Annotated in this window: 12 protein-coding genes; 6 read left to right on the top strand and 6 right to left on the bottom strand. The window is 36.4% G+C overall.

All coding sequences use genetic code 11. The annotated features are described in order from the left end of the window. Positions 1-726, top strand: coding sequence for an RDD family protein (locus tag ACO052_RS17900; protein ID WP_422105157.1), 726 nt, complete (start codon positions 1-3; stop codon positions 724-726). Between the two features lie 573 nt (positions 727-1,299). Beyond that, on the top strand, positions 1,300-1,911 hold the full coding sequence (locus ACO052_RS17895; RefSeq protein ID WP_422105156.1) for a trimeric intracellular cation channel family protein: 612 nt from the start codon (positions 1,300-1,302) through the stop codon (positions 1,909-1,911). Positions 1,912-1,916: 5 nt separating this feature from the next. Here ACO052_RS17895 and ACO052_RS17890 read toward each other — a convergent pair whose 3' ends face one another. The 3 genes from ACO052_RS17890 to ACO052_RS17880 all read right to left on the bottom strand — a co-directional run bounded on the left by ACO052_RS17890 (position 1,917) and on the right by ACO052_RS17880 (position 4,713). Continuing rightward, positions 1,917-2,333 carry a hypothetical protein gene (locus ACO052_RS17890; RefSeq protein ID WP_422105155.1) on the bottom strand — a complete coding sequence of 139 codons (417 nt, stop codon included), beginning with the start codon at positions 2,331-2,333 and terminating at the stop codon, positions 1,917-1,919. A gap of 44 nt (positions 2,334-2,377) precedes the next feature. Continuing rightward, a complete protein-coding gene (locus ACO052_RS17885; protein WP_422105154.1) occupies positions 2,378-3,085 on the bottom strand; it encodes a peptidylprolyl isomerase in 708 nt (235 codons plus the stop codon). A 65-nt stretch (positions 3,086-3,150) separates the two neighbouring features. Continuing rightward, complete coding sequence (locus ACO052_RS17880) at positions 3,151-4,713, bottom strand: hypothetical protein (protein WP_422105153.1); 1,563 nt, start codon at positions 4,711-4,713, stop codon at positions 3,151-3,153. A gap of 212 nt (positions 4,714-4,925) precedes the next feature. Between ACO052_RS17880 and ACO052_RS17875 the strand changes: the two genes are divergently transcribed. Then, complete coding sequence (locus ACO052_RS17875; RefSeq protein ID WP_422105152.1) at positions 4,926-5,567, top strand: NUDIX hydrolase; 642 nt, start codon at positions 4,926-4,928, stop codon at positions 5,565-5,567. 48 nt (positions 5,568-5,615) lie between these two features. Continuing rightward, positions 5,616-6,416: a lysophospholipid acyltransferase family protein gene (locus ACO052_RS17870; RefSeq protein WP_422105151.1), complete on the top strand. Its 801-nt coding sequence runs from the start codon at positions 5,616-5,618 to the stop codon at positions 6,414-6,416. A gap of 187 nt (positions 6,417-6,603) precedes the next feature. Here ACO052_RS17870 and ACO052_RS17865 read toward each other — a convergent pair whose 3' ends face one another. After that, a complete protein-coding gene (locus tag ACO052_RS17865) occupies positions 6,604-7,236 on the bottom strand; it encodes a hypothetical protein (RefSeq protein ID WP_422105150.1) in 633 nt (210 codons plus the stop codon). 4 nt (positions 7,237-7,240) lie between these two features. After that, positions 7,241-7,735, bottom strand: a complete 495-nt coding sequence (locus ACO052_RS17860; protein WP_422105149.1) for an RNA polymerase sigma factor — start codon at positions 7,733-7,735, stop codon at positions 7,241-7,243. A gap of 125 nt (positions 7,736-7,860) precedes the next feature. Between ACO052_RS17860 and ACO052_RS17855 the strand changes: the two genes are divergently transcribed. Continuing rightward, on the top strand, positions 7,861-9,132 hold the full coding sequence (locus ACO052_RS17855) for an NAD(P)/FAD-dependent oxidoreductase (RefSeq protein WP_422105148.1): 1,272 nt from the start codon (positions 7,861-7,863) through the stop codon (positions 9,130-9,132). 3 nt (positions 9,133-9,135) lie between these two features. On the opposite strand, the gene ACO052_RS17850 is transcribed toward ACO052_RS17855, so the two are convergent. Further along, on the bottom strand, positions 9,136-9,810 hold the full coding sequence (locus ACO052_RS17850; protein WP_422105147.1) for a lysoplasmalogenase: 675 nt from the start codon (positions 9,808-9,810) through the stop codon (positions 9,136-9,138). 137 nt (positions 9,811-9,947) lie between these two features. Between ACO052_RS17850 and ACO052_RS17845 the strand changes: the two genes are divergently transcribed. Next, positions 9,948-12,170 (top strand): TonB-dependent receptor, encoded by a 2,223-nt coding sequence (locus ACO052_RS17845; protein ID WP_422105146.1) that lies wholly within the window; start codon positions 9,948-9,950, stop codon positions 12,168-12,170. Positions 12,171-12,249 lie beyond the last annotated feature (79 nt).

The raw sequence follows: 12,249 nt of genomic DNA, 5'->3' as shown, positions 1-12,249 counted from the left end.
ATGGACAAATTAGCAATTAACACGGCACAAAATGTCAACCTGGATTATAAGTTAATCGGTTTGGGGGAGCGTATGATAGCGTTCTTAATTGATGGTATTATATTATTGACCTACATGACCATCATGGAAAACCTTATTACGATTTCAGATATTTTTGAAGCCGATGCTTGGACACGACGTGGTTTTTTGGGATTATTTCTCTTGCCAGCGTTCTTTTATTCTTTGTTATGCCATATATTTTTTAGGGGGCAGACCGTCGGAAAAATGATTCTGAAAATTAAGGTGGTTAAAGTGGACGGTTCGCCAACGGAATGGTATAATTTAGCGGTCCGATGGATGCTGAGAATTGTGGATATTTGGATTTTTTCACCTTCCATAGGCCTATTGAGTATTTTACTATCCGATAAACGGCAACGTGTTGGTGATGCAGCAGCAGGAACTGTAGTGATAAGCGTTAAGAAGAAGCATAAAATTTCGAGTACCATCCTCGAAGAGATTAATGACGATTACGAGCCGGTATTTAGTAACGTTACTCAGCTTACCGACAAGGATGTACGAATCATTAAAGAAGCCTTTACGATTTCTAGAAAGAACAATGATTTTAAAACTTTGACGCTTCTAAAAACTAAAATCTGTGAGACACTTGGTATAGAATCAAAGCTTTACGATGTTCAGTTTATAGATACTATTTTAAAGGATTATAATTACTATACCCAAAATATGTAAGCAGAGAACCAATTTTACGATAGTAAAATTGTGTGAATCGCTTACCCTGAGCCTGTCGAAGGGTCTTAGAGAACCAATTTTACGATAGTAAAATTGTGTGAATCGCTTACCCTGAGCCTGTCGAAGGGTCTTAGAGAACCAATTTTACGATAGTAAAATTGTGTGAATCGCTTACCCTGAGCCTGTCGAAGGGTCTTAGAGAACCAATTTTACGATAGTAAAATTGTGTGAATCGCTTACCCTGAGCCTGTCGAAGGGTCTTAGAGAACCAATTTTACGATAGTAAAATTGTGTGAATCGCTTACCCTGAGCCTGTCGAAGGGTCTTAGAGAACCAATTTTACGATAGTAAAATTGTGTGAATCGCTTACCCTGAGCCTGTCTAAGGGTCTTAGAGAACCAATTTTACGAAAGTAAAATTGTGTGAACCGTTTACCCTGAATTTATTTCAGGATATAAGAGCATAAAGTTTAATCAAACACAGGTAAATAATACCGGTGTTTTAATGAAATTGGAAATAGATTCCTGCCTAAGTTTATTTTGAGCGTAGTCGAAAGGCAGGAATGACAGAAAAATGTTTTTTCAAACTCTAGATATATTAGGTACCATTGCATTTGCCATTTCGGGTGTTTTGGTCGCCATGCACAAGCGTATGGATCCTTTTGGTGTATTAATCATCGCCTTTGTTACTGCCGTTGGTGGAGGCACATTACGTGATGTCCTAGTTGGTATAACCCCGGTGTCGTGGATGAAAAACATGACCTATGTTTATGTGATTATGGGATCTACTGTTTTCGCCATAGTATTTAGAAATCAATTAAAGCATCTTAGGCGCTCCTTGTTCTTATTTGATACCTTAGGTATTGGATTGTACACTGTTGTTGGTATTGAAACGGGATTGGTAGCTGGTTTGCATCCTATTATTTGCATTGCTCTAGGTACTATGACGGCCTGTTTTGGTGGTGTGATTCGCGATATTTTAAGTAATGATATTCCTGTAATATTCAGAAAGGAGATCTATGCTACCGCTTGTATTGTTGGTGGATTGACCTATTTTGTCCTTCGAGAATTCCTTAAAGACCAAAATTATCTTTTTGTGATTGCTGGTTTGGTGGTTATCGCTATTAGATTGCTAGCGGTAGTATTTAAAATTAGTTTACCGAGCCTTTACAAATCTGAAGATTAATTGTTTTATAAATTGACATCTGCCAAGGCGCGCACTACACCAGTTCTTAACGTATAGTCAAATGAAGTGATTAAGGGATCGATAGATCCAATAGTAGTTTCAATCTCTCTATAAGTGGTTGCCAGGGATTTGTAATAGTCCAATTGCATTGTAGTATCTATGCCATGGAAGTTGCTCCATTCCAAAATATCTTCACATTCCTCATAAGTTTCTAGCGCATAGAGCACTAAGAGCCAATCGAACACAGTATTGTGTTTTGAAAAATCTCCAAATTCGTCATCGATTAGGATATCCCAAGACTGTGAACCAATAGATAATGTTGTAAAGAATAAATTCTCCCGGATATGGTTGAAACCTTGCGATAATTTTATCTTATGCTTTTTAAATTGATTTTTAAGTTGTTCTACTTCCGGATATTCCATAGACTAGGTTAATAGGGCTACCATATCTAAACAATAGGTCTTAATTACTTTATAATTTCTACTTTCCTAATGTATACATTCTGTAGAGGCCATTCTCCTTCGTCGGTGTCTACAGCATTGATTTTGTCGACTACATCCATACCGCGAATCACCTCTCCAAAAACAGTATAGTCCTTATCCAAATAATCGGCACCTCCGATACGGTTAATGATAAAAAACTGGAATGGTGAGGCGAGTTTATAGGCATTTTCAATTTCACTACTCGGCATAGATACTGCTCCACGTTTGTGGGTATAGCCACGTTTGGTATCAGGTGGTAAAAGGTATTTCCCAATTTTTCGGCGTCGTTTAGCGATATTATAGTCATCACTGCTACCCCCTTGAATCACAAAGTTTTTAACAACGCGATAAAATTGAGTGCCGTCGAAATATTTGCGCTTGGTGAGATAGATAAAATTGGCACGGTGGAATTTGGTCTTGTCATAAAGTAGAATATCAATGGTTCCAAAATCTGTCGTAATCCGTACTTTATTCTCCTTATGCACTTTTTCATATTCCAAAAAGTACTCCATAGCATTGTTATCCGTTAGTAAGGGATATTCTGATTGAGGCTCAGGGTTCTTTTTTGGAGTTGCCTTTGGAGTTTCTGCAATGGTATCTTTTGGAACCGAAGAATCTGTTTGTTTTGGAGTTTGCTTATCTTCACAATTCCATAAAATCAGAAGGATGATAATAACGTGGTGAAATCTCATACTTCAAAAATATAAAAAGCCAATTAGTATTGCTAATTGGCTTTTTAAGTCCAGGTAAACCGCTATTATTCTTTTTTTGCTAATTCGGCCTCCAAGGTTTTAATTCGTTTTTCTTGTTCAATCGTATAGAGGGTTAATTCTTCAACTTTTTGTAATAGCAAAATCATCATTTCTTTTAGTTGTAAGCCTTCTTCTTTAATGTCTTTTGCCGATGGAACTTCTGGTAAGTGGTGATATTCTTTGGTAAAGGCTTCCACTTCTTCTAAAGTAGGCATTGTGTAGTCTGCTTTTATTGATGAAGCCCCTGTGTAGTATTTTTGAAAAACGTAATCGGGTACCACATCGGCAATGACTTCCACTTCCTCACATAGTATTTTTCCATCAACTATTAGTTTTGAATTGCCACTATTCTGAGAAAAATTGGAAGTGCCGATACCAACTTCACCATTCGCAGTAAACCTCACGCGTTCATTTCCATTTAAATCAAAAACCAAGGGATTCAATGTATTTGTGCTAAGCACTTGTCTTCCGCTTGGTCCTTCTCCAAAAAGTTGAATTCTTCTACCATCTGAGTCTTGAATGGTAAAACCTCCATCAACATCATTAGTTGATTGTTGCAGGAATAATTTGGATGATGGAGAGGTTGTGCCAATACCAACTCTACCGACTTGATCAATTCGCATAAAAATATCAGAGCCCCCTCTTACAAAATCTAATTTGCCATATTGGGAATTGTTAATGTCCCAAAAATTGGCCTGATCGTTAAATAACCTGAGGCCAATATCATCGCCGCCCTTTATTTCTAATGCTTTATTTGGATTTGCTGTACCTATTCCTACTTCACCTTCTATCGCTAAACCATTAGTTGGTACTGAAGTACCTGTGTAAGCAGTACCGATACTGGTTCCTCCATGCACGTGTAGTTTTTTATTTGGCGCATTAGCGCCTGGGCCGCCAATATCGAACGTCCCTGTCGATCCTCTGTAGAATATTCTAGAATTACCATCTATATCTGCAAACAAAATCCCAGAGTAAGTGTCTGGGCTATACATTTGTAAAGGGATGTTACTATCAGTTATCACTTTTATGGCGCCATTCTCAACATGTAGTTTAGCGGTCGGATTAGTTGTACCTATACCTACATTGCCCTGCGAGTCAAGTAACATCACTTCTGAAGAATTAGTTCCAGCTTTCCTAAAATGAAAATTTTCATTGTTACTATATAGATTCCATCTAGCCGTATTATTAGAATAAAATAATAGGTTCGTTTGAGCCGATGTATTACTAATAACACTCAAGTAGTTGTTATTGGTAACATCTGGCTTAAATATAGTACTTCCATCTACTTGAAGTAGAGCAGTTGGACTGCTTGTACCAATACCAACCTTTCCATCGTCTAGTATAGTTAAATATCTTTTAAAACTACCATCATTCCAAAACACAGAAAGGTTATTGTTGTTTTCATAAGATCTAGGCCCACTTATATGCCAATATCCTACGGGATTTAACAAGTTAAAACCAGCAGAATTAGTACCTGTTTCCTCGGCTGTATAATAAATTGGATTTTGTGAAAAAGAGGACTGCCCATAAAAACATAACAGGGTTAAAATGAAAGCTAGATTTCTCATAATATTAAGATTTAATAGTTAATTATTCGATGTGAAAATGGATTGTATTCAATTACTACCAACACTGCTAACTCTAAAGAAGACATGCAATCATGAAAGTCAATAAATACGATTTGCAAGGGATTCTTAAAAGTAAGAAAAATAATATAAAACCTAAAGTGTATTTTTGTTTATTGAACTGGAATTAACGATTATATAATATTGGATAGCACATGCACTTTAACACGTTCTTAGAATCCGTCATAAACATAAAACATCTAGAACTTTTTGGTGAAGTTTCTCATGCTAAAATGTCGCCGCCATACAGACTCCAATTGGCAGAACGTATGAAAGAAAGAGCAAAAACTGCTAAAAAAGCAGGAGTCTTGGCTTTATTCTATCCTAACCTTAAAGGCGAAACGTATCTCATCTTAATTCTGAGAAAAACCTATAAAGGCGTACATTCCGCCCAAGTTGGATTTCCTGGCGGAAAGTATGAGGAAACAGATAAAGATTTAATGGTTACCGCATTGAGAGAAACAGAGGAAGAAGTTGGGGTGCCAGAAAAAGCATTAAGTGTTATTAAAGCTTTATCCCCTTTGTATATTCCTCCAAGTAATTTTTTAGTACATCCTTATTTTGCTATATCCGAAACCACACCAAGCTTTATAAAACAAGACGAAGAAGTCGAAGATATTATTGAAGTGCCTATTCGAGAATTTTTAAACGAAACGAATATAATCACAACGCGAGTACCCACCTCCTTTAATGTTGAAGTCGATGTCCCAGCCTTTAAATTAAATGGTCATGTAGTCTGGGGAGCCACTGCAATGATGCTCGGTGAGATAAAAGACTTGTTAAAACAAGTGCTATAGCACCGCATATTTGTTACATTTGTCACTGATTAATATCTAAAATTAACAATGGGTTTATTTAAAACCAATCCTTTTGGGCACATTCTTTGGGTTAAAAAATGGCTGATTAGAATCCTAGGGCTTTTGACCCACCAACGATTTAGAGGCTTTAATGAGTTGCAAATTGAAGGCTCAGAAATCATCAAGAATTTGCCCGATACCAATGTGCTATTTATCTCCAATCATCAAACTTATTTTGCCGATGTTATCGCAATGTTTCATGTGTTTAACGCGAGTTTAAATGGTCGTCTAGACAGTATCAAAAATGTAGGATACTTATGGAATCCGAAGTTAAATATGTACTATGTCGCTGCAAAAGAAACGATGAAATCCGGACTCATACCAAAGATATTTGCCTATACCGGTTCTATAAGTATAGAGCGTACTTGGAGATCAAAAGGGCAAGATGTGAATCGCCAGGTAAAAATGAGTGATATCAGTAATATTAAAAAGGCCTTGGATGATGGTTGGGTAGTGACCTTTCCTCAAGGCACTACTACACCTTTTAAGCCCATAAGAAAAGGCACTGCTCATATTATAAAGCACTACAAACCTTTAGTAGTACCTATTGTTATTGATGGTTTTAGACGCTCCTTCGATAAAAAAGGGCTACGTATAAAAAAGAAGAATATCTATCAATCTTTTGAAATTAAACAACCACTTGAGATTGACTACGACAACGAAACCATAGCAGACATCGTTGAGAAGATTGAATATGCCATAGAGCAACATCCTTCATTTTTAAAAGTGATTCCACAAGAAGAGTTAGAGGAAAAAGAGCGGCTTAACAGGGAGCTAAGGGATTGGTAATTTAGTCTCAGTTTTTGTTGTGGTATACAGTTGTATAAATTACGAATGATGACGTTATATTCGTATTAGTGTTATGTAATAAGTGCAAAGTATATCTTTTAGAATTTTTCAACTTCAACTTCAACTTCAACTTCAACTTCAACTTCAACTTCGACTTCGACTTCGAACATCATGCCCAATACCTTTTTTAAACTTCAAGCTTTTTTAACTCTTTATAGTTTCTATTTAAGCGCTTGAGCAATATGCCGTAAATCAATCTGTAGAACAACCAAAGAATTAATAGAATAACACCAGCGGTTACCGCAGAAACAGCATAAAATGCTAGCATTTGTGTGGTGCTTGCTTCTACAATTTGTTGATGGAATTCGGGATTGTCCTGATACTCGAAATAAAGCGATAAAGGAATGGAGAGGAAAAATAGGGATAGATTAAAAACGACATAATACTTAATAATCTTGCGGGTTCTTAAAATACTCTCCATTAATTTTTTTGCACTATCCGTTGATGAAATGCCTTTGTAAGACTTGAATAATAAATAAATGAATAATAGAATAACGGCATAACTAAAGATACTTATCCCTATGAACAAAGGGTTTTCATAGCTTTCGTCAAGTTTTTCCCTAAAGGTTGGAGATAAGACATAGGGTAAGATGGAGGCCAAAAGCCAAAATACCAATTCGCCAATACTAATGTAAAACAATGTTTTTACAATTGAGGATGATTTTTTATGCAACATTGGATATAAATCCGAATCGGTATAACTTCTAAATTCAGTGGCTCCGCTTTGCCAATCCTTTTTTAATAATTCTAATTCATCCATAAGTTTACGGATTTAATATTGTTTTTAATTTCTTTTTGACACGGTTCATTTTTACTCGTGCATTGACTTCGGTGATTCCTAAAGTCTCACTAATTTCTCTATAGTCTTTATCCTCAAGATATAGAAAGACTAATGCTTTTTCAATATCGTTTAATTGATGTACCGCTTTGTACAATAACTTTAATTGTTGTTCTTCGGTGTCATCGTATTCTTCGGCTTTAATCTTAAATTGTACATTGTCAAATTCTTGCGTGTTGATGCGACGTTTCGATTTCCGATATAATGTAATAGCGGTATTTAAACCCACACGATACATCCATGTACTAAATTTGGATTCGCCTCTAAACTTTGGATACGCTTTCCAAAGTTGAATGGTGATCTCCTGAAACAGATCGTTGTGCGCATCTGCATTGTTGGTATATAAACGGCATACTTTATGCACAATGTTTTGATGCTTTTGCAACTGCTCAACAAAACTATGTTCGAGTTCTTTATTCAATTGATGAAAATGGTTAGTTGCCTATTAGTATGACGATATTTGGTATTGTTACACAATTCTTTAAAAAGTATAATTTTCGATCATTAAATTGTATTTTTGCAAAGGCAAATTTAACCATAAAACTTATGAATATTCCAGAGTCTCATCTACCAAGAGTTGTCATTGTCGGAGGAGGTTTTGCTGGGATAAATTTAGCAAAAACATTAGCGAATAAAAATCTTCAGGTTGTATTAATAGATAAGCACAACTATCATACATTTCAACCACTTCTATATCAAGTATCCAGCTCTGGGCTAGAACCGGATTCCATAGCTTATCCCTTACGGAAAATTATTAAAAAACATAGCACCTCTTTTTTTCGTCTAGCTGAAGTTCAGCAAATTTTACCAGATACGAATGAAGTTGCTACCAGTATAGGAAAAGTAACGTACGATTATTTGGTGATTGCTACAGGGACTAAAACAAATTTTTTCGGCAATACAGCTATAGAATCTCATAGCATGCCAATGAAAACGGTGCCACAAGCGCTTAACATTCGTAGTCTCATTTTACAGAATTTTGAGAAAGCCGCCATTGCAAATTCAAAAGAAGAACGCGAAGCATTTCTAAATTTTGTGATTGTGGGCGGAGGTCCTACGGGAGTAGAATTAGCGGGTGCTATAGCAGAACTTAAGAATCACATCTTGCCTAGGGATTATCACGACTTAAATCCTAGCGATATGAATATCCATTTGCTTGAAGGCGCTGATAGGGTGCTACCACCAATGAGTCACCATGCTTCCCAAAAAGCAGAACGGTTCCTCAAAGCACTTGGCGTTAAGGTACACTGCAAGACCTTTGTAGAAAACTATGATGGGCTGAATGTCAAAACCAATTCTGACCTAGAAATGCAATCACAGACTTTAATTTGGGCAGCAGGCGTTACTGGAGCACCGGTTGAAGGATTGAAAGCAGATGCATTAATGGAAAGAGCAAATAGATATCGTGTCAACACATATAATCAAGTACAAGGCTATGATAATATTTTTGCTATCGGCGATATCGCTTTAATGGAGACAGAAGATTATCCTAAAGGTCATCCTCAAGTCGCCCAACCGGCCATTCAACAAGGAAAATTATTAGGGCATAACATAGTGAACTTAGTTCGTAATAAACCAATGAAGGCCTTTACCTATTACGATAAAGGGTCTATGGCGACTATAGGAAGAAACAAAGCCGTAGTGGATTTAAAGCGGTATAAATTCGGTGGTTTTTTTGCTTGGTTTATTTGGATGTTTGTTCACCTTATGTCGCTTGTGGGTTTTAGAAATAGAGTGGTGGTACTATTTAATTGGACCTATAACTATATCAATTTTGATAAAGCGGCACGATTGATTATCAGACCGTTTAAAAAGTAAGATCTACTGCTTTTTTATTTTTAAAATTCCGAGGACAATTAAATATTGAGCTAGCGCATAAGTGACCATAATACTTATATGCGATAAGGGTAGGGCTTGATAAAACTTGTTAAGGGCCAAGATACTATCAGAAATCATAAAACACAGGGCACCAGCAAAGACCAAACTATAACTCAATTGATTTACCTTGTGTTTTCTAAGATATGCCGATGTCGCCATACTCAAAATAATAAGCATATAAATAACTACCGGTACTAGCATGTCTCCCAAACCATCCTTGAGTACATAAAACAAACCCGAAGCATAAACCAATAGGCCTATTAAAAATACACTCATGGAATTGGCGAGGTTTCGATGTTTTAAGAACACAAGACTATACATCACATGGGCGATTAAAAAGGCAACTAATCCCGCGGTAAAAAAATGTGGGGATTGATCTACGAACATCAATAAAATATCTCCTAGGAGTGAAAATATTAAAGCAGCAATAGTGATATTTCTTAATGATTTATCGAGAAGGCCAGAAGTTTTAATAAATAGGAAAAGTAGACTTATAACTATAGCTGGCTTAGCGAAGTAATGTGCAGTCTGTAGGCTTTCAACAGTGCCAGTAATTAATTCAATTAGGACTATAATAAAGAATAGAATTGAGAATCGTTTTTCAATATTAGATAACATTATTTGCGAGTTTTAATCCATAAAATTCAATTCGTCATTGAATTATTACAGTTCGGTAAAATACAATTTCTGTTGCTTTAAAAATAGAAGAAGTTTGTACAACAATCAGAATACGAACAATTATTACCAACAAGGAAATGAAATCGAAGACTCACAAACATGTTACATTTAGTAAGTACACACTCAGTAAAGCACTAATCAAAATAATAATCTTTATAGTATCCACTGTCGTATATGGCCAGACAACTATTTCAGGTAAAGTCTTGGATAACAAAAACCAGCCTATTGAAGGTGCCAACGTTTATTTAGAGGGCACTTATGACGGTGCTACAACAAATGCGGAAGGCGATTTTTTGTTTACTACCGAGGAAGAGGGGACACAAGCACTGGTTATTTCATTTTTATCTTTTGAGACCAAGACCATCTTTGATGATGTCGGTAAATTATCAGGTCTTCAAATAAAGTTGCGTGAAGACGTAGAATCTTTAGATGCCGTTGTTTTGACTGCAGGGACTTTTGAAGCCAGCGATAATAGTAAAGTATCCGTTTTAAAACCTTTGGACGTGGTAACAACTGCTAGTGCACTTGGGGATTTTGTGGGTGCTTTGCAGACCCTTCCCGGAACGTCAAACAATGCTGAAGATGGTCGTTTATTTGTACGTGGAGGCGATGCCAATGAGACCCAGATTTTTATCGATGGCATTCGTGTGTTTACACCATTTACTCCGACGACTAATAACCTTCCTGCACGTGGTCGTTATTCCCCATTTTTATTTGATGGCATTACCTTTTCCACTGGTGGATATTCTGCAGAATATGGTCAGGCACTTTCAAGTGTCCTGTTATTAAGTACCATTGACGAACCCGACCAAGAGAAAACAGATATAGGGATCATGAGTGTTGGCGCCACTTTGGGCAATACCCAAAAATGGGAAAAGTCCTCTTTGAGCTTTAATGCATCATATATCAATTTGTCACCTTATTTTGAAATTTTTGACAATCGGAATGCCTTTCAAGAGCCATTTCAAGCGGCACAGGGAGAAATGGTGTTTAGGCAAAAGCTTGACAGTGGCCTTTTTAAGTTTTATTCAGCTTTTGACTTTACGAACTTTAGATTGACCCAAGAGGATATTAACTTTGAAGACGGATTAAATTTCAGCTTAAACAATAGAAATTTTTATCTCAACTCATCCTACACTGGTGCACTTGGTGATAGTTGGTCTATCCGTACAGGTTTGAGTTTTACACACGATAATACAATAAGTGGTATTGAAACTGCTGATATTAACAGTTTTGAGAACTCGGCACACTTCAAATTAAGGTTAAAAAAACGCTTTAGTAGCCGTTTTAAACTGAGTCTTGGTGTAGAACAATTTGTTACGGGTTACAATGAAAGTTTTCAGGATGATAGTTTTAATGTGTCCTATGGTTTTGATAATAATATTACTGCAGGATTCGCTGAAGCTGATGTTATTTTCTCTAAAAAGTTAGCGTTAAAGACAGGAATCCGAGCTGATTATAGCTCAATTTTCAGCACGATGGAAGTAGGACCAAGGGCTGCTTTGGCATACAAAAGTTCCAAAAATGGCCAGTTTTCTTTAGCCTATGGTAACTTTTTTCAAAACCCCAGTAATACTATTCTAAGATTTGAACAAGATCTTGAGGCTCAAAAGACGACACAATACATTCTCAATTATCAATATGTTAATGATGGCAGAATTTTTAGAGCAGAAGCCTACAGGAAAGATTATGACAATTTGGTGAAATTTGATAGCGAATTCACAAATTTGAATAATGGCTTCAATAATAATATCAATACCAACTTTAACACGAGCGGAGATGGATATGCACAAGGTGTGGATTTATTTTGGCGCGATAATACGAGTATTAAAAATCTGGATTACTGGATAAGCTATTCCTATTTAGATACCGAGCGGAACCATCAGAATTTTCGTGAAGCTGCACAGCCAAACTTTGCTTCAAATCACAATTTTTCAATAGTTGGTAAATACTGGATCGAAGATTGGAAAAGTCAATTGGGTATCGATTATACATTTGCCTCTGGCCGTCCGTACAACAATCCCAACACAGACGAATTTCTTGCGGAGCGCACCAAATCATTTAATAGAATTAGTTTAAACTGGGCGTATCTCATTGACCAACAGAAGATATTGTATTTTTCGGTAAACAACGTTCTTGGGTTTAGGAATATTAATGGTTATCAATATTCAAATACTCCAGATATGAATGGTCAGTTTGATCGTATGGCCTTTCGCCCAGCCACCGACCAGTTCTTTTTTGTAGGCTTCTTTTGGACAATTAGTGAAGATGGTCAAGACAATCAATTGGATAATTTGTAGGAGTCAAAATAGGTGCTTTAGGGCAAACATGACTTTTGTCATAAGTTTTATGCTTAATGATGGGTAACTTTAAGGTATA

The sequence above is a fragment of the Winogradskyella sp. genome (genome assembly GCF_965228925.1).
Classification (GTDB): Bacteria; Bacteroidota; Bacteroidia; order Flavobacteriales; family Flavobacteriaceae; genus Winogradskyella.
This window is presented reverse-complemented; position numbering and strand designations above follow the sequence as displayed.

Excerpts from the sequence above, each read along its gene's own strand:
- ACO052_RS17845 (WP_422105146.1), top strand. The coding sequence starts at position 9,948 with ATGAAATCGAAGACTCACAAACATGTTACATTTAGTAAGTACACACTC.
- ACO052_RS17895 (WP_422105156.1), top strand. The coding sequence starts at position 1,300 with ATGTTTTTTCAAACTCTAGATATATTAGGTACCATTGCATTTGCCATT.
- ACO052_RS17865 (WP_422105150.1), bottom strand. The coding sequence starts at position 7,236 with ATGGATGAATTAGAATTATTAAAAAAGGATTGGCAAAGCGGAGCCACT.
- ACO052_RS17855 (WP_422105148.1), top strand. The coding sequence starts at position 7,861 with ATGAATATTCCAGAGTCTCATCTACCAAGAGTTGTCATTGTCGGAGGA.
- ACO052_RS17870 (WP_422105151.1), top strand. The coding sequence starts at position 5,616 with ATGGGTTTATTTAAAACCAATCCTTTTGGGCACATTCTTTGGGTTAAA.
- ACO052_RS17880 (WP_422105153.1), bottom strand. The coding sequence starts at position 4,713 with ATGAGAAATCTAGCTTTCATTTTAACCCTGTTATGTTTTTATGGGCAG.
- ACO052_RS17890 (WP_422105155.1), bottom strand. The coding sequence starts at position 2,333 with ATGGAATATCCGGAAGTAGAACAACTTAAAAATCAATTTAAAAAGCAT.
- ACO052_RS17885 (WP_422105154.1), bottom strand. The coding sequence starts at position 3,085 with ATGAGATTTCACCACGTTATTATCATCCTTCTGATTTTATGGAATTGT.
- ACO052_RS17850 (WP_422105147.1), bottom strand. The coding sequence starts at position 9,810 with ATGTTATCTAATATTGAAAAACGATTCTCAATTCTATTCTTTATTATA.
- ACO052_RS17875 (WP_422105152.1), top strand. The coding sequence starts at position 4,926 with ATGCACTTTAACACGTTCTTAGAATCCGTCATAAACATAAAACATCTA.
- ACO052_RS17900 (WP_422105157.1), top strand. The coding sequence starts at position 1 with ATGGACAAATTAGCAATTAACACGGCACAAAATGTCAACCTGGATTAT.